Source organism: Microcoleus sp. K1-B1 (assembly GCF_036704705.1).
GTDB lineage: Bacteria > Cyanobacteriota > Cyanobacteriia > Cyanobacteriales > Microcoleaceae > Microcoleus.
In genome coordinates this window covers 1-25,552 of record NZ_JAUBSH010000036.1, presented here as the reverse complement: position 1 = coordinate 25,552, position 25,552 = coordinate 1, and the positions used below count along the sequence as shown (strand labels likewise).

22 protein-coding genes and 1 tRNA gene are annotated in these 25,552 nt (G+C 48.5%); 14 read left to right on the top strand and 9 right to left on the bottom strand.

Translation table 11 applies throughout. The features are described from left to right. Window positions 1–99: 99 nt before the first annotated feature. Window positions 100–1,410, bottom strand: a complete 1,311-nt coding sequence (locus tag QUA83_RS15300; protein ID WP_333293980.1) for a glycosyltransferase family 2 protein — start codon at window positions 1,408–1,410, stop codon at window positions 100–102. 74 nt (window positions 1,411–1,484) lie between these two features. Beyond that, the gene (locus QUA83_RS15295) at window positions 1,485–2,675 is read right to left on the bottom strand and encodes a glycosyltransferase (protein WP_333293978.1); all 1,191 of its coding nucleotides are present in this window, start codon (window positions 2,673–2,675) and stop codon (window positions 1,485–1,487) included. A 1,552-nt stretch (window positions 2,676–4,227) separates the two neighbouring features. Between QUA83_RS15295 and QUA83_RS15290 the strand changes: the two genes are divergently transcribed. Further along, complete coding sequence (locus QUA83_RS15290) at window positions 4,228–5,862, top strand: MBL fold metallo-hydrolase (RefSeq protein ID WP_333294013.1); 1,635 nt, start codon at window positions 4,228–4,230, stop codon at window positions 5,860–5,862. Window positions 5,863–6,193: 331 nt separating this feature from the next. On the opposite strand, the gene QUA83_RS15285 is transcribed toward QUA83_RS15290, so the two are convergent. Further along, window positions 6,194–6,505, bottom strand: coding sequence for a DUF6679 family protein (locus QUA83_RS15285; RefSeq protein ID WP_006633466.1), 312 nt, complete (start codon window positions 6,503–6,505; stop codon window positions 6,194–6,196). Window positions 6,506–7,361: 856 nt separating this feature from the next. Here QUA83_RS15285 and QUA83_RS15280 point away from each other — a divergent pair. From QUA83_RS15280 to fba, 5 genes are all read left to right on the top strand, one after another. Next, the gene (locus QUA83_RS15280) at window positions 7,362–7,517 is read left to right on the top strand and encodes a hypothetical protein (RefSeq protein ID WP_158307982.1); all 156 of its coding nucleotides are present in this window, start codon (window positions 7,362–7,364) and stop codon (window positions 7,515–7,517) included. 12 nt (window positions 7,518–7,529) lie between these two features. After that, window positions 7,530–9,608: a CapA family protein gene (locus tag QUA83_RS15275; protein ID WP_333293977.1), complete on the top strand. Its 2,079-nt coding sequence runs from the start codon at window positions 7,530–7,532 to the stop codon at window positions 9,606–9,608. 134 nt (window positions 9,609–9,742) lie between these two features. Beyond that, complete coding sequence (locus QUA83_RS15270) at window positions 9,743–10,612, top strand: aldose epimerase family protein (protein ID WP_445301780.1); 870 nt, start codon at window positions 9,743–9,745, stop codon at window positions 10,610–10,612. A 67-nt stretch (window positions 10,613–10,679) separates the two neighbouring features. Next, a tRNA-Lys gene (locus QUA83_RS15265) sits at window positions 10,680–10,751 on the top strand. A gap of 193 nt (window positions 10,752–10,944) precedes the next feature. After that, window positions 10,945–12,024 (top strand): class II fructose-bisphosphate aldolase, encoded by a 1,080-nt coding sequence (fba, locus tag QUA83_RS15260; protein ID WP_006633469.1) that lies wholly within the window; start codon window positions 10,945–10,947, stop codon window positions 12,022–12,024. 172 nt (window positions 12,025–12,196) lie between these two features. Here the strand turns inward: fba and QUA83_RS15255 are convergent, their stop codons facing one another. Beyond that, window positions 12,197–13,573: an NB-ARC domain-containing protein gene (locus tag QUA83_RS15255; RefSeq protein WP_333293974.1), complete on the bottom strand. Its 1,377-nt coding sequence runs from the start codon at window positions 13,571–13,573 to the stop codon at window positions 12,197–12,199. 205 nt (window positions 13,574–13,778) lie between these two features. On the opposite strand from QUA83_RS15255, the gene QUA83_RS15250 reads away from it, so the two are divergent. The 4 genes from QUA83_RS15250 to QUA83_RS15235 all read left to right on the top strand — a co-directional run bounded on the left by QUA83_RS15250 (window position 13,779) and on the right by QUA83_RS15235 (window position 15,612). Further along, entirely contained in the window at window positions 13,779–14,360 is a 582-nt protein-coding gene (locus QUA83_RS15250; RefSeq protein ID WP_333293973.1) for an RNA polymerase subunit sigma-24, read from the top strand. A 67-nt stretch (window positions 14,361–14,427) separates the two neighbouring features. Continuing rightward, window positions 14,428–14,772, top strand: a complete 345-nt coding sequence (locus tag QUA83_RS15245) for a hypothetical protein (RefSeq protein ID WP_333208846.1) — start codon at window positions 14,428–14,430, stop codon at window positions 14,770–14,772. Between the two features lie 236 nt (window positions 14,773–15,008). Further along, window positions 15,009–15,338 (top strand): flavoredoxin, encoded by a 330-nt coding sequence (locus QUA83_RS15240; protein ID WP_333293972.1) that lies wholly within the window; start codon window positions 15,009–15,011, stop codon window positions 15,336–15,338. A gap of 13 nt (window positions 15,339–15,351) precedes the next feature. Continuing rightward, window positions 15,352–15,612: a hypothetical protein gene (locus tag QUA83_RS15235; protein ID WP_333293971.1), complete on the top strand. Its 261-nt coding sequence runs from the start codon at window positions 15,352–15,354 to the stop codon at window positions 15,610–15,612. Here QUA83_RS15235 and QUA83_RS15230 read toward each other — a convergent pair. After that, window positions 15,609–15,746 carry a hypothetical protein gene (locus tag QUA83_RS15230; protein ID WP_333293969.1) on the bottom strand — a complete coding sequence of 46 codons (138 nt, stop codon included), beginning with the start codon at window positions 15,744–15,746 and terminating at the stop codon, window positions 15,609–15,611. The genes QUA83_RS15235 and QUA83_RS15230 overlap by 4 nt on opposite strands. A 219-nt stretch (window positions 15,747–15,965) precedes the next feature. Next, window positions 15,966–16,667, bottom strand: coding sequence for an alpha/beta fold hydrolase (locus QUA83_RS15225; protein WP_333293967.1), 702 nt, complete (start codon window positions 16,665–16,667; stop codon window positions 15,966–15,968). 152 nt (window positions 16,668–16,819) lie between these two features. Between QUA83_RS15225 and QUA83_RS15220 the strand changes: the two genes are divergently transcribed. Beyond that, window positions 16,820–17,299 carry an NUDIX domain-containing protein gene (locus QUA83_RS15220; RefSeq protein ID WP_006633478.1) on the top strand — a complete coding sequence of 160 codons (480 nt, stop codon included), beginning with the start codon at window positions 16,820–16,822 and terminating at the stop codon, window positions 17,297–17,299. A 623-nt stretch (window positions 17,300–17,922) separates the two neighbouring features. After that, window positions 17,923–19,665, top strand: a complete 1,743-nt coding sequence (locus tag QUA83_RS15215) for a hypothetical protein (protein WP_333293966.1) — start codon at window positions 17,923–17,925, stop codon at window positions 19,663–19,665. A 254-nt stretch (window positions 19,666–19,919) separates the two neighbouring features. On the opposite strand, the gene QUA83_RS15210 is transcribed toward QUA83_RS15215, so the two are convergent. After that, window positions 19,920–20,657, bottom strand: coding sequence for a class I SAM-dependent methyltransferase (locus QUA83_RS15210; RefSeq protein WP_333293964.1), 738 nt, complete (start codon window positions 20,655–20,657; stop codon window positions 19,920–19,922). A gap of 7 nt (window positions 20,658–20,664) precedes the next feature. After that, window positions 20,665–20,862 (bottom strand): hypothetical protein, encoded by a 198-nt coding sequence (locus QUA83_RS15205; protein ID WP_333293962.1) that lies wholly within the window; start codon window positions 20,860–20,862, stop codon window positions 20,665–20,667. A gap of 570 nt (window positions 20,863–21,432) precedes the next feature. Here QUA83_RS15205 and QUA83_RS15200 point away from each other — a divergent pair. Continuing rightward, a complete protein-coding gene (locus tag QUA83_RS15200; protein ID WP_333293961.1) occupies window positions 21,433–23,976 on the top strand; it encodes a mannose-1-phosphate guanyltransferase in 2,544 nt (847 codons plus the stop codon). A gap of 226 nt (window positions 23,977–24,202) precedes the next feature. Beyond that, window positions 24,203–24,760: a single-stranded DNA-binding protein gene (locus QUA83_RS15195; RefSeq protein ID WP_333152004.1), complete on the top strand. Its 558-nt coding sequence runs from the start codon at window positions 24,203–24,205 to the stop codon at window positions 24,758–24,760. Between the two features lie 187 nt (window positions 24,761–24,947). Here QUA83_RS15195 and QUA83_RS15190 read toward each other — a convergent pair whose 3' ends face one another. After that, window positions 24,948–25,295 carry a hypothetical protein gene (locus QUA83_RS15190; protein ID WP_333148419.1) on the bottom strand — a complete coding sequence of 116 codons (348 nt, stop codon included), beginning with the start codon at window positions 25,293–25,295 and terminating at the stop codon, window positions 24,948–24,950. Window positions 25,296–25,552 lie beyond the last annotated feature (257 nt).

Below are 25,552 nucleotides of genomic sequence, written 5' to 3'. Positions count from 1 at the left end.
CTTCTAGGGGCTAGTTTAGCTAAGCATAACGAGATATAAGCGAGAAGATGAAGGCACTCACCTGCCCGCATCCTGTAATCTTTATTTGCACCTATTTACTTAGCTATTAATGGCTAACTCGTAAGTTTCAAAAGCAACTAAAGGCTTTTCTTCAAGCGTTTCAGCACTGCGGGGCATACCGTTAACCGCGATCGCCCTAGCCAGGGGTTGAGCAAAGTGAAGCGCCAGAATTGAGCGCAAGTGAGCGCCTCGCAGCGGTTCAGCGCCCGCTTGCGGAAAAATATGGCCGACTGTTAGTTGGTCGTAATACAGGTAAACCCCAGCCGGTCGTTCCGCGTCCAGCAGACTTTCTGCAGCTTCCCAACCTTGCTGCAAATCAATGTTAATTTCATGTCCGCCCAAATCAGCACGGGCCGGGCCTCCTTGCATAAAACTAGAAATTGCCGCTCGACTTTTGAGTTCATCAATCACACCCCGCAAATACCAATAACCGCGCAATTTAGCCCGCAACCACCGCCAAGTTTCCCGCATCCCCAAGCTTTCCAGCAAATCCAGAGATTTCCTGACTCCCACAGCCAGCCAATCCACAACCGCCGGCCATAAAAACGCGATCGCCACCACAATCTTGTCTACCAAAAAATAAGGAGTTTCGTAGTCTTTTATGTGCAGCGTCGGTCTGAGTTCCGGGTGTCGGCGGCCGATCAAAACATCCGATCGCCCTTCCTGACGAGATCGGCGGAAAGAGCGATCGAGATTGTTAGTTTCGTGTTCGTAATGATAGCCCACAGCATCCCCCGCTACAGCAAAAGGTACACCAGCTTTCAGCAAACGCACCCCAAACTCGTAATCTTCTCCGCCGCAGTTCCCAAAAGCCGAATCAAACCCATCGAGACGACCAAACAGTTCTGCATCCAAAGAAAGGTTGCCGCTGAGCAAATCTTGATAAGTAAATCGGTGTCCAGGTTGGCTCATCTGATAAAACTTCTCTTCCCACCACGAGCGCACTTCCACGTCAAAAAAACTAGTTCCTCCGTGCAACTTAGGCGGATAGGGGCCCATGACAGCCGCTCCCGGACGCTCTCGGTGAACCTGCGCATGGCTTTCCACCAAAGGTGGCAGCGCTTCTATATCGTCGTCGAGAAACAGCAGCAATTTCCCGGTAGCCGAAGCCGCTCCCGTATTGCGGGCGATCGAAGCACTTCGGCAATTTACCTCGATCACCTGCAGTTTAAACCGAGCTTTGTAGTCTTGTAGCATTGCCAAAGTATCGTCAATGCAGCTATCTGCCACTACAATAACCTCGATCAGGTCGATCGGATAAGTCTGCAAGTGCAAAGCATCCAAAGCCCGCCGCAGCGAAGAACTTCGGTTGTGGCTAGGAATAATTATGCTAACTGTTAGATTTTCCATATTTACATTACAACAATTAACTTCATCTGCATTTCATCTCCCTTCATCTGCCGTTAAAAATAATCTAAAAATCCCTATTCATTGCTCCCCTTAATTTTTTGTAACAACTTCCGAGAAGCAAAATAAGCCATCGGCCCACTAATGCAGCCCCGGAATTGAGCCCACAGCAAATCCCTCGGAACCGCATCCGGTTGCTTTCGCAAAGAAGCAATTAATTCAGGAATTTGCTTATACCGCAGCCATCCCCAAGCTAATAGAGGCACACTGAATTCTCTGTTGATTACAAACAGTCGCGTCCAGAAAGCATAGACTCCGATGCCGTAGCCTTGGAGCGTTTTTCGCAATTCTTCCCAAGTGCGCCGATGGCGGTGCCAGCTCAATGCTCTCGGCTCGTAGACAATGCAGTAGCCCGCGCGCAAAATTCGGGCAAAGAGTTCACAGTCTTCGCCGCCCACCGTGGGTGTTCCCGCCCCCAAAGCTTCGTCAAACAGGCCAATGTAGTCGATCAAACTTTTCCGCACAGCCATACTCGCCGAAACTCCCACAAGATGCACAATCAGAGGATTGCACTGCGCCCCATCAAAAACTCGGCGCTCAAATCCCCGCCCGTGCGGGCTGTACCACTCAAACCATTCTTGCGCTTCGGTTTCCAGTTCCAAGGGCATCACCAGCCCCGTGACGCACATAACTCGCGGATCGCTAAAATTCCACAAGAGCGATCGCAGCCAGTTCGGATCGGGGGCAGCATCGTCATCTGTAAAGGCTACGAATTCATGTTTAGCTTCGCGTAAAGCTCGGTTACGGGCAGCGCTGGAGCCTGGTATCTCTTCCCGCACATAGCGGACTTGTGGGTAATTTTTGACCAGTTCCTTGGTAGCGTCCGTGCTGGGACAATTGTCAATTACTAAGTATTCCTGACCCTCATCTGGGAGCTGCATCAGCGCGTCTAGACAGCGCCGCAAATCTTCGGGGCGATCGCGCGTGCAAACCGCTACTGTGGCGATCGGTATTGCCTGCACAGGCCCGCGTTCGTCCCATGCAAGGGTATCGTAGAGCCAATTTTTCCAAAGGTTCTCCCCCGCAGCGTTCATCAGCGTTTCCCGCAATTGGGAGCCGTCGGCGCGACCTCCGACGAGCGACAATAGAGCTTGGCCGATCGGTTTTCCCCCCAGCCGAATTAAAACCAAGGCTTTGCTGTAACCCTCCTCAACCCTAATTTCTGGCGGGAGTTTGGATATTTCGAGGTCAAGAATAGCTGTTGCCATTTTAGATTTTAGATTTTAGATTGCGAAAAAATCATAGATACTCCCTATATTATTCGATGTATTTTAGCCGAAATTGTTTTAGGGGATAGCAACTTCTCAATGCCCTACTTGCCCCTCGCCGATCGCGAATCAAACATAAAGCCTCATTTTGTTATGGCTATTATTTATTTTTACTTTCGATTACCCGCTGATGTCAAGTTTTTTTGCTACATCATAAGATTTTTTATCAAAAACCTTCGCACCTCCAGGCAGGTGTCAATTGCAGGTGTTATTGGCGGTCGGCGCGCTCCCCAGTCTCCCCATTAATACCAAATCTAAAAACCAGATTTTTTGCTCAAACAGGGTTTGTGCGATCGCTCCTCATTTCCGCTTTAATTGCGCTCTGATATTATTCTCGAAAACATACCAAACAATTAAACACTCTCGCCCTTCAAACTTTCGCGATTAAACCGCGCACGGATTAGGTGAAAAACACTCCCAAACTCAACCCTAAATCAGACCCAGAAATGATAAAAAAGACAGGAGATTACAGGCTGGTTGGAGACTCATCGAGCTGAGATTACTTCTGGCAAGTTCGTGGTATTTTTACAGGATGAATATCATCTATTGTCTGGGGATTTAAGTGGCTATGTTTGGGGTTCAACAAAAAAACGCATCGTTTTGCCCCCTAGTCAATGAGCGGAGTAAACAAACGTATTATGGGGCAGTCAATCGATTTTAGATTTGAGATTTGAGATTTTAGATTAAAGAATTGAAGTCTTGACCTCACGGATAAATTCGGGGGCGACTTTATCGGATACAGGTTTTTTATTTCTGCACGGATGAATCCGGGGGCTTGTATCGTGGATGCTTTCGGTCAAAAAGCCATTTACACTCTCTCCTCGATAGCCACAAGATTTGCTTAGAAGAATGTATCAAACTTTTACAAAGAAACCGAGCAAGCTCATAAAGTCTCTCTCTGCCCTGACAAAAGCTGTTAGCTAGCACGATGCTGGTTCTCCGTTTTTCAGATTGGACTATACACGACCCTCCAAACCCTAAAAATGAAGAATTGTAAAGTTTTATCAAGATGTTTGGTCATCTGAATTAAAATCTTCTCATAAAAAAGATTACCTTTTAGCAGGCGCAAATGGTGGAAAAAGGTTTAAAACTCAGAATATGAGATCGAGCTCGCTGCTCTTACATGGTGCAATAAAATGTAACTTTTGATGCAAGAACCAGTAGCCTGAACTTTGTCCAAGGCCGAATGCCCGTCCGGCCAAGGCCTTCGGAAAATCGCTTTCTGGGCGCTGCATCAAATCTTAAGTGCAATTACTTTCCTTGCACGATCGCCGGAGCCTTCTAGCAAACATTAAGCTCTAGGGCTTACGCACCAGAACTTTGATAAACCGGGTTTTTTAACCGGGAGCGAGGGCGGCAACAAAGTGTTTTTGTCCATCAAACCTGGTTTCAGCGTCCGAGACTGAACTCGATCGAATGAATGCAGTCGCAACCAATGTTTAAATGTGGCGATACTGCAAGTTGCGTGCAAAGCAGGGAGCTAACCGCAGTGATGGATCTCGATTGTTTACCTTACGGCGCAGGCCACGCACAGGAAGGGGTCTGTCTGCTAGTCCGAATGGGGCCGCACCGCATTTTACTCGACTGCGGTATAGACGATATTGCACCGCTGTCAGCGACACTAAATCGATCGCTGCCAGCCGATTTTGTGGTGTGTACCCACGCCCACTCTGATCATGCCAGAGGTTTGCTAGCACTCCATCAATCTTTCCCCCACTTGCCAATTTACGCCAGCGAAGTGACAGCGCGACTGCTACCGCTCAACTGGCCAGAACTGGCTCAGCAGCCAGAGTCCCGGTTCTGTCAGGGACTGCCCTGGCAGTCGCCGCTCGAAGTGCGCCCTGGACTGAGCGTGCAGTTGTTCCCGTCGGGTCATTTGCCCGGAGCGGCGACTGTGCTGCTGACTTATGCCGCCCCGCACCGCACCTACACAGTGGTTTACACCGGCGACTTTTTCCTGTCCAATTCTCGTTTGGTGGAAGGTTTGCCCCTGGGAGAACTCAGGGGCATGAAGCCGGATGTGTTAATTTTGGAAGGCAGTTACGGCACGGCGCGCCACCCTCACCGCCGACAACTAGAAAATCAGTTAGCCGATCGCATCCACCGCGCCATCGCCGACGGGTACTCGGTACTGCTGCCCGCGCCGGCCCTTGGTTTGGGCCAAGAAATGCTGATGCTGCTCCGCAGTCACCACTACTTTACTGGCCGCGACTTGGATATTTGGGTGGACGGCACTGTCGCCGACGGGTGCGACGCTTATCTGGAACTGTTACCCCAATTTCCCACCGCCGTCCAAAATTTTGCTCTGCACCAACCTTTGTTTTGGGACGAAAGGGTGAAACCCCGCGTCCGCCGGCTGTATCCCGAACAACGCCCCGGATTGGGAGCCACGCCCTGTATTGTAATTACAGACAAGTTAGCTGATTTGGCTTTGTATGTTGCCGATGGCACACATCCTTGGATTTTGCTCGCCCCTCAAAAACCAGGATATCCCGTCACCGACTGGCTGGGCAACAGGCCCCAATTTGGAGTCACAAGTGTCGAAACTTATCTGCTAGCCGAACACTGCGACGGGCCCGGAACGACCCAACTCATCCACAATTTGCGTCCCCAGCACGTAATTTTAGTCCACGGTTCCCCTGCATATTTGGCTGACTTGGCTAACTTGGACGAGCTGCGAAACCGCTACCAGTTGCACACTCCGGCGGCCGGAACACTTGTCGAATTGCCGATCGGGGAAATGTTTTTGCAGCCCGCTATCCCAGAAACTAACTATGAGGGAGAACTCAGCGAATTGGGGACAGAGGTAGCAATTAGCTTGCCGAGTCCGATTACAGCCGATCCTCGGTGGGCCAATTTTGCCGATACCGGTTTGGTAGAAGCGCGCTGGCAAGGCGAAGAACTGGTACTGCGGGGCATCTCCCAGCGGGAACTCCTTTTTCAAGGCAGCGCCGTTCAGACCAACCTCGAATGCTGCGGCAATTGCCAGCACTACCGCAGCCAGCGCTGTTGGAACCAGTCCAGTGCTTTGTTTGGCTTTAAAGTAACCCCCGACGGTTTCTGTCCGGTGTTTAAAGCGATACCGGAGTCCGAACTTTTCCTAGATGGGGAAACAGACGACGAATAAGCTGTCGGGCACCTCGAAACCACTCCGCAGGCAAAGAAAACAAAAGAACAGTCCTGGACGAGTCCAGACAAAAAACCCGGTTTCAGCAGGGGTAAGCTGTCGCCTATTAAATTTTTAAACTACGGTGTACTTACGCTGTTGTGGGCAGTAGGGGTTGGGCAGGAGATTCCGCCCTCAAGCTTAAATTTAAAGGCAAAATAGCTTATGTGGTCACAACCCATAATATGTTTGGCCTAAACCGAGTTTTTTGCATAATTTCTCCACAAAAAAGGGAGAAAAGTCGTTTTCTTTTCCCCCAAGTTTTCCTTGTGCCTCAAGCGCGAGCTCAAAACTATTCCAAATTCGAGTCCGGGTAGTGATTGCGAATTTGTTCGGCTTCGGGACAATCGTCAGAAACTAGGGGTTCGCAGTTAGTTCGGGATACCGAAGCCAACTTCTGGGATACAGCTCCAATACTTTCAAGACGCACCATTTCTTCCCAGGAGCTGATTTCGTCTTCTTCGTCGGTTTCGTAGCGCAGCGTGACTAGATCCCCTTCAATATCTAGGATACGAGCGCGCTCTATCCAACGTTGCTGATCTCGAAGAAAAATAGAAACCTCACGACCATCACAACAGAGTTGATAGATTTTGCGCTGTAGCATTTGTCAGTTCTCCTGCGCAGTGTAACTTGCTTAAAATATGGTCTGTTTACCGTAACGTACTTTGGGTTTTACATCGGAAGGCACAGCCGTATGGACTGGCCAGTTTCACGTTTTCCGCAACTTTGGTACCGATGGGAGTTACCAAATTTGATTTTACCACCAAATCTATCTAGTACGCCATTTATCCAATTACAGGTTCTGCAGCCAGTGGCATCCCTCGTGAGAGGCATTTGCCAGCATAGATCGAAGCATTAGGACTTGAGGACAGCACGCGATTAACAGCGACAATAACAACAGACTCTGCCTCTAAAATCTCGCTCTCTTGTGCCTCAAGTCCCCCAGAGACCTCTGGCTTCGACGTTTGTTCGATCGCCCACTAACGCCGTCAAGGCTCAATCTCCAATCTCAAATCTCGAAGCGAAAGCTCTAAAGCGACAATCAAACAGCGACAATAAAAACAGACTCTGCCTCTAAAATCTCGCTTTCTTATGTCTCAATTCCTCTACAAACCTCTTGTTTAGAGGTTATTCCTAGCCCCCAGTACCCCCTCTGAACTCAATCTAAAATCTAAAATCTAAAATTTAAAATCGATTGATCGATTGTTCGATCGCCCACTAACGCCGTCAAGGCTCAATCTCAAATCTCAAATCTCAAAGCCAAAGCTCTAAAGCGACACTCAAACAGCGACAATAAAAACAGACTCTGCCTCAGAAATCTCCCTCTCTTCTGCCTCAAGTCCCCCAGAAACCTCTGGTTTCGACTTTTGTTCGATCGCCCACAGTACCGCCTCTTTCCTCAATCTAAAACCTAAAACCTAAAATCTAAAATCTAAAATCTAAAATCGATTGACTGGAGTGTGATAAAAATCACTGACAGCAGGCAGCCCCTAAATGTAGAAAATGGTGGCGGCCAACAACTAGCTTCAAAACGGGCAGCGGAACCTGTGGCGGTTAAGCTAAAAGAATTGCGGTTCCGTTCAAAACAAATTGGAGTCATCGCTCGTGCGTATTAAGGAGGCTAATTGATGGTGTACGCAGAAAATTGGTCGCAGCCGTCTATCTTGGAGCTAGCGCGATCGGGCAACTTTCAAGCCCTCAATTACTGGATTGACAGCTTGCTGCGCCCCGAAGGGATTTATGCCCGCGTCGAACAGGCTCAGGCCGGCTGCGTCCAAATCCTCGTAGAATTCCAGCGCGAATTTGCGCCAGAGACTACATTACTCGGGAGCACTCTCCGGGAAGGCTTAGTCAAATTTATTTGCCACCAACTCTGGAGACTCAACTCGCCAGCAGTAGAAGGAGTGCGAATTCACGCGCGCTTGGCTGGGGATGCAGACATTCTCTGGAAACAGTCAGTGCGAATTGTCACTCCGGCAAACCGCCAGCGGCGGCGTTACCGTTCCCTACCAGTCGTCGATTGGGTTAAATTTAAAACGTATCGTTCTCTGCTGCTAGTGGGATCGGCACTTGCCTCATTTATTTTAGGGTGTTGGGTCAGCTACCACGAGGCTGTGACCATGCAGTTAGGCTCTCAAGTATCCGGCTACCAGCAAGCTGCTGTAATTTCGGGGCCGCCTCCAAAACGTGCGGATACGGTGCAAGCGGCCTTAGAAGTGGTACCAGTAGTTCAGCAAAAGCAAGTTGCTAATCCTTACGACCCAACAGTAACGCTGATGTTCGGAGGAAATGTGAATCTATCGGATGCGCTCGGAGCATCTGCTGCCAACGATCACCAATGGGCTTTCGCCAATATGGACGAGTACCGGCAAGCAGATGTGGCGATGGTTAACTTAGAAAACTCTCTGACTCGCTCTACATTGGGCTCTGCCAAAAAACAATTAAATTTTAAAGCCGATCCAGAATCGGTGAAAGTATTAACAGCCGGAGGAGTGGATATTGTCAATCTGGCAAATAGCCGCGCTATGGATTACGAGGAACCGGGGCTGGTGGAGACTATGAATACTCTAGATAATAGTGGGATTCAACACCTGGGAGTCGGCAGAGATATTAAAGAAGCGAGGCGTCCAGATATTATTGAAGTTAAGGGTCAGCGGATTGCCTACCTCGGTTATTACGATGCCGAGCTTAACGTCGCCGACCAAGGGAAAGCCGGCATTAACCCCCGCCGCAACAATCGCGTGGCCGAGGATATTCGAGCTCTTAGGGGTCAGGTAGACTGGATTATTGTTAATTACCACTGGGGAGTCGAATTGGCAGATTATCCAGGGGACTGGCAGATTGATTTGGCTCGGTTCACGATCGACCAAGGAGCTGATTTGGTAGTGGGACACCATCCCCAGGTACTGCAAGGTGCAGAAATTTACAAGGGCCGCCCGATAGTTTACTCGCTGGGTAATTTTATATTCGGCGGGAATGCTCGCAGGGATTACGATACCGCAGTCCTGAAAGTATCGCTCAAAGACAGGAATATGAAGGTAGAGTTTCTGCCTGTGGAGGTGAAAAAGTTTCAGCCGAAGGTGGTGAAGGGAGCCGCAGCAGATCGTATCCTCAAACGCATCGAGCAAATTTCTAGTATTTTCGATCGACCGATGCGCTCTTCTGTAGTTCTCGATTCCCTAGTCCAGCCAGGAGGGGCATCAAAAACTCCAACTTCTCCATTGCCAGGAGCAGCAAAGAGCGGTACATACCAGCCGGGGCGAGGTTCCGGGGGAACCTCCGGTGAAAGCAATCAGCAAGGCCCCGGACAACCCAAACCTAGTTTGATTTTGCCGGCTTTGCCGGCTGCGCCCCAACAGCCGGACAACTCCTCATTTTTCCCGAACGGGACGGGGCCTGCAATTGAATCAAACCCACCTCCGAATCAAAATTTGCCGCCGCGCATCTACCCCACTCAACCTCAAAATCCCAGCCGGGAACCAGAGCCGTTTACAAAAGAGCCATTCATCAAAGAACCGTTTATTTCGCCCCCATCTCCCAGTCAAGGAGCAGTGCCGAGTCCTCAAAGCTATCTTCCCCGAACTCGGGCTGTATCTTTTGAAGTCGCACTCAAAGAGCAGCCGGCCTCCGCGATCGTTCCAGCTACCCGCAGCAACCGCTCCAATCACCGGATCGCCCTGCCTCCTATAGCTAGGAGCATTGGTTAGCCGGTGGGGGCCGGAGCGAGGCAGCAGGGGGAGGATAGGGGCGGTAATGGGTGAACATCAACATACTAGCGACCAATTATTAACGATCGATTTACTGACAACCAATGATCAATGACCTACTACCGATGACAAATGTGTTTGCGATCGCGCTCAAGCAAAAGCAGTACAAAACCTATATCCTCTCCGACGAAACGGCTAACTCTACTCTAGAAGTTGTGCCGGAACGGGGCGGTATTGCCACTAGCTGGCTGGTTGAAGGCAAAGAAATCTTCTATTTGGACGCGGAACGGTTCGCCAATCCCGATCTAACTGTACGTGGCGGGATTCCCATCCTGTTTCCCATCTGCAGCAATCTCCCTGAGAATACTTACACGCACAAGGGAGTGGAGCGAAAGCTCAAACAGCACGGCTTTGCTCGAGACTTGCCTTGGACAATAGGTGAACAAGTTACGGAGGGTTGCGCCGCTCTGACGCTGATTCTCGATAGCTGCGACAAGACGCTGGCTGTTTATCCCTTTGATTTCCAACTAGCCTTCACTTATCAGATTAAAGGCAATTCTTTGGAAATTTTTCAGCGATACACCAATCTGTCTGACGAACCCATGCCGTTTTCTAGTGGTTTGCATCCCTACTTTTTGGCGACGGACAAATCTAAGCTCCGCTTTGAGATTCCGGGGATGCAGTACAGAGATCAGAACACCCACCAAAAGGGTTATTTCACAGGGGTTTTTGACGAGACGCTGGATGAAATTGATGTTTCCTTTGACGAACTCACTGGTCTTGCTGCTACTGTCACTGACGCGGCGAGCGGCTTGCGGCTCACCCTCAGTTACAACTCCAGCTATGGGAAGTTGGTTTTCTGGATGGTGAAGGGCAAGGATTTTTACTGTTTGGAACCTTGGACTGCTCCTCGAAATGCCCTAAACACTGGCGAACACTTGATTTATTTGCCCCCCGGCGCGACTTGCGAGATGCTGGTTCGCATGACTGCAAATTTTATTTAAAAAACACTTGCTATTTCAAATGAGGGGTGCTACTATTAGAAATTGTGTGCGGTAACAATGTTTTCGCGGGTCGCTAGCTCAGCGGTAGAGCATTCGGCTTTTAACCGATTGGTCTCGGGTTCAAATCCCGGGCGACCCATAAAAAATTTGTGAGTTAAGAATTTTGAGTTTTGAGCTGAATGCTCGGAACTCAAAATTTTGTTTGTTGAACTTTTAAGTAAATCTGGAAAGATAGTGCGCGATCGGTCGCAAATTGTCTTAATATTATCGTAAGAATTGAGCTTGTCCAAAATTCACTGCCCAAAAATCACAAATAATTAGGAGGAATATCTATGGCGCTTGTACCTATGCGATTGCTGCTCGACCACGCGGCTGAAAATGGTTACGGCCTACCGGCTTACAACGTCAACAACATGGAGCAAATCCAAGCGATCATGCGCGCTGCTGACGAAACCAACAGCCCCGTGATTCTGCAAGCTTCTCGCGGCGCTCGCTCCTACGCTGGCGAAAATTTTCTGCGCCACTTGATTTTGGCAGCAGTTGAAACCTATCCTCACATTCCCATTTCCATGCACCAAGACCACGGCAATGCCCCCGGCACTTGCTATTCTGCCATGCGCCAAGGTTTCACCAGCGTCATGATGGACGGTTCTCTGGAAGCGGATGCTAAGACTCCTGCTAGCTACGAGTACAACGTTCAAGTTACTCGCGATGTGGTGAATGTTGCTCATTCGATCGGCGTTAGCGTTGAAGGCGAACTGGGTTGCTTGGGTTCTCTGGAAACAGGGATGGGCGAAGCAGAAGATGGCCACGGTTTTGAAGGTGCGCTTTCTCACGATCAGTTGCTGACAGATCCTGAACAAGCTGTGGATTTCGTTGAGCAAACCGGCGTTGATGCTCTAGCAGTCGCGATCGGCACTTCTCACGGCGCTTACAAGTTCACTCGCAAGCCGACTGGCGAAATTTTGGCAATCAGCCGCATTGAAGAAATTCACCGCCGCTTGCCGAATACTCACTTGGTAATGCACGGTTCATCTTCTGTGCCCCAAGAATTGCTGGAAATCATCAACAGCAACGGTGGCAAAATCCGCGAAACCTACGGCGTACCTGTGGAAGAAATCCAAAAGGGTATCAAGTGCGGCGTTCGCAAGATCAATATCGATACTGACAACCGTTTGGCGATTACCGCTGCGGTGCGCGAAGCTTTGTTTGCGAAGCCCGATGAGTTTGACCCCCGCCACTTCTTGAAGCCGTCGATCAAGTATATGCAGAAGGTTTGTAGCGATCGCTATAATTCTTTCGGTTGCGCCGGTCACGGTACAAAGATTAAGCAAGTATCTTTGGATGATTTTGCAGCTAAGTATGCTAAGGGCGAATTGAGCTCTTCTGCTAAGAAGACTGTAGCTGTTTAAGAATTTTAGGTTTTAGATTTTAGTTTTGTCTGAAGTCTAAAGTTTGGATTGCCGGGTAGCTTTGAAGTTGCCCGGTTTTTGTTTGTGCGATTTTATGTATTTACTGACTCGGCGATTGAAATCGCCGCTAGTATACAAACTAAGTCTGCCTCCGCAGGCTAAGAGATATCAATTACACCGCAGAGGCGATCGCATATTGCCTCAGTACAGGTGAAATCGTGTAAAAATTTGCTTGTTGTTCTATCAAGCAGCGCCGCGATAGAGATTGCAGCGCATTTAGCAAATCTGAAGCCGGAATTATCTCATTTTCTAGTAATTTTGCCCGGTTGATTGGCTGGCTTTCTGTGGCTAACAAGGAGATTACTTGTTTTTCTAGTTCCGATAGGCGATCGAACTGCTGCTGTAAAACATCTTTCAAATCTTCTGGCAACAATATGGTATCATTTGGTAATAACTCTGTCACGCCGCCTCCCAAGTCTTGAATCAGATTCGCCACGCTTTTTAACCATAGGGGATTGCCTTGGTAGCGATGAATAAGTGCTACAATGTTGTCGCTTTCTTCTAACCCATAATCTCTGAGTATATCCCGTCCGGCGGCGATGTCTAAACCTTTGACTTGTAAGGTGCGAATAGAAGTATTTTGGCTTTTAACTTGAGTCACTTCTCTCGGTTGTTCCCAACCGATTAACATCAAGCAGCTTTGATGGGATAATTTTTCTATTTGTTTGAATAAAGAGCGATAGTCTTCGTATTCTGGTTTATATTTTCCTGCCAATTCTCCGCTACAAAAAAGGTTGTGAACGTCATCTAAGACGATTAAACAGCGATGGTTTTGCAAATACTTAATCAGCGGTAAGCGTTTTTGGTTTGTTGGGGATGAATCTTGTTTTCCAGAATGGGAAAAAAGCTGTATTAGGTTAGATTGAAATTTTTCTAGGGTGGGGAATTCGTCTAGGGTGTACCAAACTGTGTACTCAAACTCGTTTTTAATTTGTTGTACGAGTTGTACTGCTAAGGTGGTTTTGCCGATACCGCTGATGCCGGTGAGGGTGATGAGCCGACAGCGTTGTTGTAGAATCCAGGTGGTGAGGGTGTGGAGTTCGGGAGTGCGATCGAAGAAATCACCCAACTCTGGCATTTCGCTTAAATCTTGATGTAGAGTTTTGGTTTGTTTTGGGTTAGATGTTTCCTGATTTGGTGGGTTTGAGTTTGGGATATTTGGCGGGTGTCTAGCTTCTGCACAGATGTTGAAAATACTGCTCACGTTGTTTGCAAAGTTTAAAGCATTAGAGTTTTGCAACCTCTCCATTGTGGAGCGAAAATTCGATTTACTGACTTTTTCCCCAAACTCCTCTGAAAGTATCTGCCATAATTCCGATCCGATTTCCCTGATGCGACTTTCAGAACAGTTAAAATCTTTAGCTATTTCTTTGTATGTCTCGCGTTGTAGAGTTCCCCGCAGTACCGCTGCTTGTAAATCGTCAAGGTGCTGACCTGTTTTCTCGAAAACTATGCGATCGGCGACATTTAACATTTCTTTAAGATTCATCTGGCAGGGAGATGCGAGAGTTTTGTGTATTGTAGCTCACAACTGCCAACATTTTCGTACATTATCGTACATTTTTGTACAAACTTAGATTAAAGTTAAAGTAAAAGCGAGGGAGAAGTGGTGGCAAAATAGAACATTTTTGGGCTAGAAAAACCTTGAATTTATTAAGGATAATGGAACAAGTATTAAAAGGATAAATTAATTCATGAAGTGGGAAGATTTTGCCAGTAAAGCAGGTGAAGAAGTGGTAGAAAATGTAGTAGAAAAAAATCTGGGAATTAATGGAAATACAGTCAAAACAGTCAAAGCGGTTGCAGAAACTGGTGCTGCGGTAGGTGCGGCTGCCAGTGCTGCAACAGGGTTGACTGTTGCAGCAACTTCAGGAGCAGGAATTACTTCGGGTCTAGCTGCGGCAGGTGGTGTGGTTGGTGGTGGTATGGCGGCGGCTCCTGCGGTATTAGCAGCAGGCCCTGCTTATCTGGGGGCAAAAATAATGAATGAAACTTTGTTCAAAGAGCAATCCAACTTGTCTGAGGAAGAGAATGATGCTCGTGCAGCGGCAAGAACAGCTACAAACATTGGGGCTGCTGCTGGTCTAGTTGGTGCTGGTGCTGTAACGGTAGCTGGCGGTGCTTCTGGTGCTGCAATTATGGGCACCCTTGCGGGTATCGGTGGCGTTGTCGGGGGAGGTGCAATTGCTGGTACTGCCATAGTTGCTGCTGCACCTGTTGCTGCGGCGGCTGCTGTTGGATACGGAATATATAAACTTTTTGGAGGTAAAGGGTAAAGATAGTTAGTTCAGTTTGAATTTGAATGTCTAATTAATCTGAAGTTTAGCGGAGCACTTAATTATTATGGATGAGATAGTCAATAAGTTAGCGGGTCTAGGAGTTGCTGGTTTAGTCTTAGTTGGGCTTGTTGCAACCTCTTCTTATGCAGGAGCCGTAGCAATTACAACTTCGTTAGCTTTTTTAGGTGGTCCTTTGGGCATGATTGGTGGCGCACTTGCTCTCACCTTGATTGCAGGCGTTTCAAGCATGATTGCAAAGGTTGGGGTTGAGACTCTAGCAAAGGCTGTAGTTCAGGAGCTTAAGAAGAGTGGCAGATCTGAGAGTTCTATCATTCAAGAAATCAATAATTTTCCAATGATTACTCAAGGTCTACGTTCCCAACTACGTGAATATGTCCGCCTAGTATAAAAGGAATAAGTGTGATTGCTGCTCTCCATTAGTGCGAGCGCCTTTTTTTGTAGGTTGGGTTGACGCTGGTGTCACCCAACCTCTTTTTTCACTCACAATCTTATCCATTTCCACCATTTCAAAGTGCGCTGATTGCACGGAGAGCGATCGCCTCACCAATCATAAAGTGCGATCGCCCTATGGACAAAGATTTCTGCTAAAGTATAGCGCGTACTTAAATCAAACAGCCTACACTTGTGGAAAGAATTCCAAACGAGGCCTTAGTAGTTCGTGGCGGTCGCAATCGCCCAGAAGATATTAAACGCAGTACGGCAACTCACCCCAGCGGCATCACGGGAATTTCTGTAGAATTTGCAGTAGGATTATCTGTAGCAGAGTTAGCAGTGACAATCCCTCATGGACAAGTTGGTGTGACGACAGTGGGTGAGGTTCGATCGTCTGATGGAGATGTCATCCGTACTTCTGGCCGAAGCCCAAATCATGCAACATTAACTGGTTTAACACCAGAACAAGCAAGTCTGCTGCTGACACCAACGATTCCTAATCCATCACAACAATCATCCTGAGTCAACTAAAAATATGAAATATCCCAGAATATTTGCAGATTTTCATAATGCGGATGAACAAGGTCGCCTTCGCCTAAATTGCGTTGGTACGATTGAAGATTTGAGTCGCCAAAATATTAAGTTGGAAGATGGTCAATTGCTAGCATTGTATGACGAAGAGTTAGAAGTCGATGGGGTAGTGCAATATTCAGAAGAGGAAAGTCTGTGGGTTGCAGTAATTGATTGGAAGCAAATTAGGCAAATAGAGGATATGCTTGTTCAAGCAACAGTTTAGTGCGATCGCACATAATCATCATCCCTAATGTGCGATCGACCTCCGGCATCAATTCTCCACAAACCATCCGGCTGAAATTCGTTATCTGCGTCCAAGCGCACAGTAGCATTGTCGCCCAATTCCACCCCAGCCAACGTAGAATTTGATTGTGTGGTTCGCCGTGACTTCTGAATCTTACCGATGATGCCACATAAAATATTTTTTCACTCTATTCAGTTAGCGATAAAAATTTAAGCAAACATAACATCGTGGGGGCGATTTTTGCCGCACTAAACTCGCTCGTAATATCAAATTATAACTAAATACGCCCCTTAAACCTTCTGCTTCTTCCTTCGCGTCTTTGCGGTTCGTTTCTAACGCAAATACCCAATCCAAGTTGGCAAAACCTCCGGCGAACCGTACCACTGCCCCGGAGAACGAGGCGAATGCCAAACCCCCTCCAACACCAGATTTTCTGCCCCGTCCAAAACAGCAGCTTCCACCGGCGTAATTCCATCTCCCCAAGTTTCGCCCTTCCCCACAGTCAACTCGTAACTTTTATAGGCCAGCCAAGTCCCAAAACCGCGCTTGCCAAAAACAGCCTTCCCAGCAGCGCACACGTAGCGCACCTGCGGGTGAAAAGCCCCCGGATAGTGAATTTTCACAAAATCTAGATTTTTGCGCGTCCAGCGCTCTTGAGAGACGTGCGGCGTGCCTAAAGTGATTAAAGTATTCACACAGGGGTGAGCTTCCCACAAACCTGCGTCCTCAAGCACGTCGCCGTGAATCGTGTAAGGCTTTTCGCCCAAATAGATGCGAGAAATCCAGCCGCCGGCGGAATGACCGACGAGATTGATCTGGGGAACGCCGTATTGCTGTAACATTTGTTTGACAGTGCGATCGAGCTGTCGCAAAATTGGCACCATCGACCGCCCACCAAAAGTCGGCAACCAATCTCCCTTGCCCAGAGGCACTGTTACTGTTGGGAAACCTCGATCGACCAGAGACTTTTCTAATTCGCGATAGTCGGAAGCAGCAGCAAAATATCCTGGTAAAATCACGGTTGGTAAGGGCATTGTCAATTTTAGATTTTAGATTTTAGATTTTAGATTTTGCGGCCGGAGTGCTACGATCTGTTTTTCAAGTTAAAAGACACTTGCCGAAGCATCCTTTGGATTGCTAACATCTGCCACTCGTTAAACCTTTTGCTTAGGGAATATCTACTTCTATGGCTCGCGAGCCGATTCAAACATGGTATTTTACCCTAGTTGTCGTTCACTTAGAAGACCGTTTTCTACTGGTACAAGAGCGCAAGTACGAGCAGCAGTGGTATCTCCCAGCAGGGCGAGTGGAAAAAGGGGAAACTTTGCTCGAAGCTGCTATGCGTAATACCCTTGAGGAAGCGGGCATTTCCATCATCGTTGAGGGAATTCTCCGGGTAGAACACACAGTGATGCCTAGGGGCAATGTGCGCCTCCGAGTCATTTTTGTGGCACGTCCACAAGATAAGACGCCACCCAAGAGTAAGCCGGATGAGCATACTTTGTGCGCGGGCTGGTATTCTCTCAAGGAACTAGACCAGTTGTCGTTGCGGGGAGAGGAAGTTCGAGAAATGTTTCAATATATGGCAAGCGGCGCTCCAATTTATCCCATCGACTTGCTCACCATTGAGGGAGCTCCTTTTAAAAATTACCGCTATCGCTGGTGAATCCATCGATTTGGGATTTGGGATTTGGGATTTGGGATTGATTGAATAATTACTTCCACGGATGAATCCGGTTGTGTAACCGAATTGGAAACAGGCGTCGATCGAACGGATCGATCGTGTTTAATAAATTAGTGGCGCTCCAGATCCCGGAAAAAGACGGTATAGCAGCGGTGCAGTCTGTTTTTTTGCTCGCCCCAGTCCGGGCCGCCTGACGCCCCGCTCACCATTCTCAACAATCACTGAGAAACCGCGTATAGGATTCGGCCAAAGGCATTAGGCAAGAAAAACAATGGTTTCAGCAATTAACAACGTCCTCACCCTATTGGCGGTTGCTATTACAGCGTTGAACCCGCCAAAAAACCCGGTTTCTACGCTTGAGTGCTTGATGTGAGGGTCGCGAAAACTTAATAAAAGTCGATCGGGCAATTTCGATACCGACCGTGCTAAAATTATACCTTTGAATTCCCAACCTCTCCTCATTCAAACGAATTCACACTCAATCACAACCACAACAATATAAATTACCAATCCCCCAATCACTCAATCCCCCAATCTAAAATCTAAAATCTAACAATCCCCCAATCCCCCAATCTAAAATCTAAAATCTAAAATCAAAAATTTAAATGACTGACTCTTCCTCCCTAGCAAACACCCTTTCCGAACCCCTGCGCCAGCCTTTTTGGTGGGCCGCCCTAGCTTCTGTGGGCCTGCACGGAGTCCTCGGAGCAACCGCCCCGACGCTCTCAAACATATTTTATGGTGGAAATTCCTCAAAAAATATCCCCGGTTCTGTCGGCTTAGTAGAACTAACTCCCGCAGAAGCCGGCCGCCTGCCACAAACCATACCACCGAAACCGTCTAATACCCGATTTACGCCATTTTCGATCGCACCAGTTCCCCTTCGGCCAGGGCCAAAGTTAGCCCCGCCCTTGCCCCCCGCACCCGATACCATCAACTTGCCCGCCATGCCGCCGGGAATGCCCCCTCCTGGATTCTTTTCCCCTCTCCCTCCTTCCCCTCTCCCGCCCTTCACGGCCCCAATAGCCCCGCCACCTCCCAAAACTCCATCCCCAACAGTCAGAGCCCCCTCGCAGCCAATACCCACTTTCGTCCCACCCGTACCTCCCAGCGGTTTCCTTTTCCCACCTTTACCTGGTAATTTCGATCGCAATATCCCGCCACCACCATCGCTGCCAGAAGCGCCCCAGATTCCCGGCGGCGGCTCGGAAGACGAAGCAGAGGCGCTCAAAAAGATCATAGCCAGTAGAGGCGGACTGCCACTATTTCCAGACGGAGCTCCAGTCTTTACCCCGGAATTCCCAATTGGCAGGAATGTGGGACCCGATGGAGTACCAAAATTGACTCAAAAAGATCCCAATAAAAGGAATCTCATCGCAGAAACTCCCGAAGAAAGAATCAGGAGACAACAATTTGAAGAGGGACAGCGACAGCTAGGACAGTCGGGACAACCGGGTTCAAACTTACCCACCGACAGAGAGACACTGCTGGCGGCTGGACAGACCTATGTTGCTTTGTTTGATAAATTCAAAAAGGCTTATCCTGACTTGGAAATGACGAACCCGACTCCTGTGAACGTCCCTTATCCCGTAACAGCTTGTTCGCAAAAACTCCAAGGAAGAGCAGTTTTTGGAGCAGTTGTCAGCCCTCAAGGATTGCTCAAGGCCGAGCCACAGCCGATCGTCCCCACGGGTTACGCTATTCTCGATAATGCGGCTAAAATTGCGATTATTAGCCCTTCTCTAACATTTGAAGCAGCCAGCACGCACAAGCTTTACCAACTGGCTGTCGAGTTTAAGTACGACGAAAAACTTTGTAGTGGCATTCCTGTCACCCCAACCAGGCCCAACCCACCAGGCCAGCAGCCAGCGCCCGCCCCCACAGCGCCCAGCAGACCAACAGCCCAGCCGCCCTCCCCAGCGCCTACTGAAGTGAAACCGCAGTTTGAGAAGCCGCCGGCCCCCTCAAACAAACCGCAGCCAGGGGCCCAACCATCGCCACCCGCACCCAAGCCCACGGCTCAACCGTCGCCCTCGCCTGAACCGAAACCAGCCGCGGAACAGTCGCCTTCTCCTCAACCGCAACCCGCCGAAGAGTCCCCGCAGCCCGAAGCAGCGCCATCTCCTGCCGCCGAAGAGTCCCCGCAGCCCGAAGCCGCACCATCTCCTGCCGCCGAAGAGTCCCCGCAGCCCGAAGCTGCACCATCTCCTGCCCCGGAAGTGTCGCCATCTCCTGCTGCCGAAGTGTCGCCGTCACCGTCGCCGGAAGCAGCGCCATCTCCTGCTGCCGAAGTGTCGCCGTCACCATCGCCGGAAGCAGCGCCATCTCCTGCTTCTACCGAAAATTAAATGGGCATCCGTAATTGGGAATCGATAATTGGCAATTGGGAATAGGTAATATCCAATCTGCTTGTTTCACTCTTGTGAGTTAGTAGTTAGTAGGGTGCATCAGCTTGAATATTTGTTGCTTTTCAAACTAATTTCTACTTGCTGACGCACCCTACTTTATCAACTAAGAATGGAGTTGTTTTTCGTCCGCCAGACCAGGCTTTGGGCGATTGAAGTTTTGACTACAAAGTTAATTACCTATTCCTCTTAACCTCTCAATTGTATTGAACCTTATACATTTGAAATAAGTCGCCACTTTGCTTTTTTACTACCTTAGCGCCCGCAGCTTTAATCATTTTTTCCCAATCTTCTATTGTCTCTAAAAATACTTCGCCGGCTCGATAAGTTTCCAAAATTGCCCAATCTTCTGCTAAAGGAGCATTGGGGTTGAGGACATCAAAAACAAAATGACCGCCCGGTTTTAGTACCCGCTTTACTTCTCCCATGACAATATTCCAATAGTCTATGGGATAGTAACAGCTAAAGCCTGTAGCGAGGCATAAATCGAACTGAGCCTCTTCGTAATTTAACTGGTGAGCGGGGGCCCATTCTACGCCTTTGAACAGCTTAGAATTGAGCTGAGGGCCGCGAGCGTTTAAGGCGTCTCGCGCTGCGCTGCTGATTTCTTGACCGTAAAAATATGCTTCCCAATCCCGCCAAGGGTAGATCAGAAAGCTGACTCCGCAGCCAATGTCTAAACAGCGCTGATTTTTTTGAGGTTTGGCAATTTTCCAGAAGGGAGAAACTGTTTTTTCTTGGAGAGTTCCTGCAACAGATTCTAGGAAAATCGGCATTGCTTCGACTTCTTCGGGTAAAGCGAAAGCTTCTCCTCGGTATTCGCGATCGAACCGGGCAGCAACCTGCGATAGTAAAACTTGCCAGCTATCTGATTTGCCTTTGGCAAACCAAGTTTGCTCGCTTGTACTTGCTGGGCGTTCGGACTTTTTAGACATTCTTGAATTACCTTTTAGAAGCTTTGAGAGCTTTTGTAAAGTTTTGGCGGTAAGGCTTATTAAAAATTAACGCGGGCCAGAGCAGCGAGAGCTTCAGGCGATTTACAAAACTTCGATCGAAGTTAGTGCGATCGAAACCATTCCAAAATTTCCAAATACCGCCACCGTAAGCGATCAGCAATGCCAAGCTAATTAACGTACTCATTTAAAAAACCCCTAAGCAATGGATAGGATTTTGGGTCAGCTAGTCAAAGCGCTACCCTTAATCTATCATTTATCAGACGCCAAGGCACACCGATAGCTGTAGTAATTCCACCTTCAGAAAGAGACTGCAAAATCCCCGCTGGCCACAAACTTAAAAATAACACCCCCGAAATAGCTTTCACCGAGCAAGCCAGAAGGGACTTCTGCCAAAAGTCGATCGTTCTGAGGACTTATAAGATTGAATAAGTGAAGAATTAAAGAATTGGGAATGACTGATGAGATAAGGGTTTCGAGCACGGGCCTACAGTTGGATTCTTTTTTTTAACTGGTATTAGCCAACATCCCCTACAAATCCGAGCTCGACCGGGGGATTGGTGCGATGCCGCAAGTTCTAATTCGGTTGAAATCGGTTGCTGTTGGGGGACGGCCTGGCCGAACGGGATTTACCAGACGTGTGACTACTCGAAGATATTTAAGTAAAAACTGATTGCTGGTGGCCGACGAATTACAGCAGGCAAACTTTTTCTAGCGGACAATAGCGGTAGAGAGCTTTCTAAGCAAGGAGGATTTTATGCGTGCAGTGCTGATGGCTGGGGGATCGGGAACGAGGCTCAGACCCCTGACGTGCGATTTGCCCAAACCGATGGTGCCGATTCTGAATCGCCCGATCGCAGAACACATTATTAATTTGCTAAAAAGGCATCAGATTACGGAAATTATTGCGACGCTGCACTACCTTCCCGATGTCATGCGCGAATATTTTACTGACGGGACAGAGTTTGGCGTTCAAATGACTTACGCTGTGGAGGAAGACCAACCGCTGGGTACGGCTGGTTGCGTCAAAAATATTGCTGAACTGCTCGATCGCACTTTTCTGGTCATCAGCGGCGACAGCATCACAGACTTCGACTTAACGGCAGCGATCAAATTTCACCGCAGCCAGCAATCCAAAGCCACGTTAATTTTAACTCGCGTTCCCAACCCGATGGAATTCGGCGTCGTCATTACCGAGGAAAATTACCGCATCAGTCGCTTTCTGGAAAAGCCTTCTAGCAGCGAAATTTTCTCCGATACTATCAATACCGGCATTTATATTTTAGAACCCGAAGTCTTGGATTACCTGCCGGTAAATCAGGAGTGCGACTTCTCGAAAGACTTGTTTCCCCTGCTACTGGAAAAAAACGAGCCGATGTACGGCTACATCGCCGAGGGTTACTGGTGCGATGTCGGCCAGCTAGATGTTTACCGGGAATCTCAGTACGACGCGCTGCGGGCCAAGGTCAAACTGGATTTGAGCTACTACAACGAAGTTCGATCGGGACTTTGGGTAGGTCAGAATACTTTTATTGACGATAGCGCGATCATCGAAGTACCGGCCATGATCGGCAACAATTGCCGAATAGGAGCCCGAGTTAAAATCGATGCAGGTACTGTGATCGGAGATAACGTGACAGTCGGGGCCGACGCCAACCTCAAACGTCCCATCGTCTGGAACGGAGCAATTGTCGGTGAAGACGCTCATCTTAGGGCCTGCGTGATTTGCCGGAGTACCCGTGTAGACAGGCGCGCTCACGTCCTCGAAGGTGCTGTCGTCGGTTCAATGTCCATCGTGGGAGAAGAAGCACAAGTGGGGCCGAGTGTGCGCGTCTGGCCGAGCAAAAATATTGAATCCGGCGCTCTGTTAAATCAAAATTTAATTTGGGGAGAACAAGCTAAGCGGAATTTGTTTGGTCAGCGTGGCGTTCAAGGACTGGCAAACGTGGATGTTACCCCGGAATTTGCAGTGAAATTGGGCGCGGCTTATGGCTCGACTTTGAAACCGGGGACTGCGGTATCGGTTTCTCGTGACCAGCGGAGCATTTCGCGGATGGTTTCTAGGTCTTTGATTGCGGGTTTGATGTCGGTGGGAATTAATGTGATCAATTTGGAATCGACGGCAATTCCGATCGCGCGCACGGTTTCGTCTACGATATCCATTGCTGGCGGCATTCATGTTCGCATTTCGCCCGATCGCTCCGACCACATTTTAATTGAATTCTTCGATATCAAAGGCATCAATATTACTAAAGGAGCTGAGAAAAAAATCGAGGGGGCTTATTTTAAGGAAGATTTGCGGCGAGCTCTAATTCCCGAAATTGGAGAGATGACGTACTTTAACCAAGCTCTCGATGTTTACAACCGCATTTTTGAGCGGCAGATGAATGTTGAGGCAATACGCTACAGCAATACTAAGGTGGTAATCGATTACGTTTACGCGGTTTCTGGAGCAATTTTGCCCCAAATGCTTGCCAAGTTCGGCTGCGATGCGGTGGTACTGAATGCCAGTCTCAAGCAGACTTCTCTAAGCAACGGGGAACGGGAATATTTGCTTGACCAACTCGGCCGGGTGGTGAAAGCACTCAGCGCTAATTTTGGAGTCCAGGTATCGGCTAACGGCGAACAGCTCATTTTGGTAGATGAGTCTGGGATAGCGATTCGTGGGGAAATGCTGACGGCGTTGATGGTAAATTTGATGCTGACTTCTCATCCCAAAGGTACAGTAGTAGTGCCGGTTCATGCGTCTTCTGCGGTGGAGGCGATCGCCCGACGCTATCAAAGCAAGGTAATCCGCACGAAGGCGAACCCAACTGCTTTGATGGAAGCCGCTAACAGGAACCCGAATGTGGTTTTGGGCGGCAGCGGCCTTATGGGTTTTATTTTCCCGCAGTTGCATCCCGGATTTGACGGAATGTTCTGCATTGCTAAAGTGATAGAAATGATGACGATTCAGGAGCGATCGCTCGGACAGATCAAGGCGGAACTTCCCCGCATCACCCACCGCAGTTACAGCGTCCGCTGTCCTTGGACTATCAAGGGTTCGCTGATGCGACATTTAGTAGAAACTCATTCGCCCGATCGTTTAGAATTATTAGATGGAGTGAAGATTTTTAACTACAGCGACGACAATTGGGTATTAGTTTTACCCGATGCTAGTGAACCGACCGTTCATATCTTCGCCAACAGTGAGGATCGAGATTGGGTATCTGAAACGTTGAAGGAGTACCGCGCCCTCGTTCACGATTTTGTCAGTCAAGCCGAGGCGGCGGTTCTCCAAGATAAATTTGGTAACGTGTAATCGGGAATTGGGAATTGGGAATTGGGCATTGGGCATTGGCAATGGGGAATTGGTAATGCAAAAGTAAAAAAATAAAATGCGTTATTTTAAGTTTTACCTTTTTACTTGAAAGTTCATGCTCAATTCTCAATCCCGAATTCCCCGTTTGGCCAATTCCCAATCCCCGATGCCCCATTCCCGATCCCCCATTCCCGATGCCCCATTCCCAATTACGCACAGATAACAGATGAATAGCTGCATTTTGATGGCGGAAATAATTCAACAACCGCAACTACGTTATACTCCTGACAATCAACTTCAAATCGCTGAGATGTTGGTGCAGTTTCCTGGCCCAAAACCAGAAGATCCGCCAGAACATTTGAAAGTGATAGGATGGGGCAATTTTGCTCAAGAAATTCACGAAAAATATCACGAGGGCGATCGCGTGATTATTGAGGGACGGCTGAGCATGAATACGATCGAAAGAGATGGTATTAAAGAAAAGCGCGCTGAACTGACAGCTCAAAGGATTTACAGTGTCGGGGCTGATGCAATGAGTTCGGCTCCCGCAGCTAGAACCGCCCCCGAACCGGCTCAAATTCGCGACACCGCCCCGGCTAATGTGCCGAGCAATGTAGTACCTTTAGGCTCGCGGAACCGCAGTTCTAATAGCGCTCCAAGCGGCCCTAATCGCACGTCTAGTTCGGATTGGAACTCGCATCAGTCTTCAAATTCTGAGTCCGATCGCCAGTCGGGTTCCTCTAACGAACCGGAAAATCCCGATTACGATCCGATTCCATTTTAAAAATTAGGGTGCATCACTTTACGAGCGAGCGCAAAACTTCGCCGTTCGATCGAAAGTGACGCACCTTAATTTAAGAGCGATTCCCTACGGGATAGCTTCGCTCGCGCGTACTTCAGGAAAAAGAGGGCGATCCTCTTCGAGGGCTGCGCTAAGGAGTTTGGCCCAACTACGAGCTAAATTGCAAATTTTACAGCTCGATCGTCACAACTTTTTTCTTGCTTTTTTCGTCGCGCAGCACGACTGTATTGTAGGGTGATGTATCCGTCCCCAGCGGAATTGGCAGCTTAAAGCTGCCGCTCTTATGGTTAAGTTCGCCTAAATCAATGCTTTTCGTTATATTGCCATCTGTTGCCAGATAAGCGGTAAGTTCGCCTTTATAATCTTCAATCAAAAAGTCTCTGAAGAAAAGGACTTCCCCAGCACCATCGACATCGATAGCAAGGATGACCGTACCGTTAAACGTTGCGCCTTTTTCTTCTTCATGAACCGTCGCCATTTTAATTTCCGAGGGGTCTTGACCGGACATATCTGGCATAAATTTTTTCTCCTGAGCGAAGCGCAATAATTAACAAGAATCGTACCTGAAGCTAGGGGCGATCGCAAAACTCTTAGGAGGTATTTCTGCATCGGTCTTGCTTCTCTGTGAATTACCCGACGTTCATCTGAGTACAGATAGAACGCGGGCTTCCCAATTCAACCGCAACAGCCTCTACAGTAGTAGACTTGCGTCCATACCGTTTTGGTCTTACATTGCGTCCAAGGGCAGTAGCGCTGATTCCCAACGCCAAAATC

Bases quoted from the DNA above. Each gene is read 5' to 3' on its own strand.
- QUA83_RS15290 (WP_333294013.1), top strand. From the start codon at position 4,228: ATGGATCTCGATTGTTTACCTTACGGCGCAGGCCACGCACAGGAAGGG.
- QUA83_RS15225 (WP_333293967.1), bottom strand. From the start codon at position 16,667: ATGCCCTTACCAACCGTGATTTTACCAGGATATTTTGCTGCTGCTTCC.
- QUA83_RS15245 (WP_333208846.1), top strand. From the start codon at position 14,428: ATGGATGAGATAGTCAATAAGTTAGCGGGTCTAGGAGTTGCTGGTTTA.
- QUA83_RS15195 (WP_333152004.1), top strand. From the start codon at position 24,203: ATGAATAGCTGCATTTTGATGGCGGAAATAATTCAACAACCGCAACTA.
- QUA83_RS15275 (WP_333293977.1), top strand. From the start codon at position 7,530: ATGGTGTACGCAGAAAATTGGTCGCAGCCGTCTATCTTGGAGCTAGCG.
- QUA83_RS15210 (WP_333293964.1), bottom strand. From the start codon at position 20,657: ATGTCTAAAAAGTCCGAACGCCCAGCAAGTACAAGCGAGCAAACTTGG.
- QUA83_RS15300 (WP_333293980.1), bottom strand. From the start codon at position 1,410: ATGGAAAATCTAACAGTTAGCATAATTATTCCTAGCCACAACCGAAGT.
- QUA83_RS15205 (WP_333293962.1), bottom strand. From the start codon at position 20,862: ATGAGTACGTTAATTAGCTTGGCATTGCTGATCGCTTACGGTGGCGGT.
- QUA83_RS15200 (WP_333293961.1), top strand. From the start codon at position 21,433: ATGCGTGCAGTGCTGATGGCTGGGGGATCGGGAACGAGGCTCAGACCC.
- QUA83_RS15285 (WP_006633466.1), bottom strand. From the start codon at position 6,505: ATGCTACAGCGCAAAATCTATCAACTCTGTTGTGATGGTCGTGAGGTT.
- QUA83_RS15220 (WP_006633478.1), top strand. From the start codon at position 16,820: ATGGCTCGCGAGCCGATTCAAACATGGTATTTTACCCTAGTTGTCGTT.
- QUA83_RS15295 (WP_333293978.1), bottom strand. From the start codon at position 2,675: ATGGCAACAGCTATTCTTGACCTCGAAATATCCAAACTCCCGCCAGAA.
- fba (WP_006633469.1), top strand. From the start codon at position 10,945: ATGGCGCTTGTACCTATGCGATTGCTGCTCGACCACGCGGCTGAAAAT.
- QUA83_RS15215 (WP_333293966.1), top strand. From the start codon at position 17,923: ATGACTGACTCTTCCTCCCTAGCAAACACCCTTTCCGAACCCCTGCGC.
- QUA83_RS15190 (WP_333148419.1), bottom strand. From the start codon at position 25,295: ATGCCAGATATGTCCGGTCAAGACCCCTCGGAAATTAAAATGGCGACG.
- QUA83_RS15235 (WP_333293971.1), top strand. From the start codon at position 15,352: ATGAAATATCCCAGAATATTTGCAGATTTTCATAATGCGGATGAACAA.
- QUA83_RS15255 (WP_333293974.1), bottom strand. From the start codon at position 13,573: ATGAATCTTAAAGAAATGTTAAATGTCGCCGATCGCATAGTTTTCGAG.
- QUA83_RS15250 (WP_333293973.1), top strand. From the start codon at position 13,779: ATGAAGTGGGAAGATTTTGCCAGTAAAGCAGGTGAAGAAGTGGTAGAA.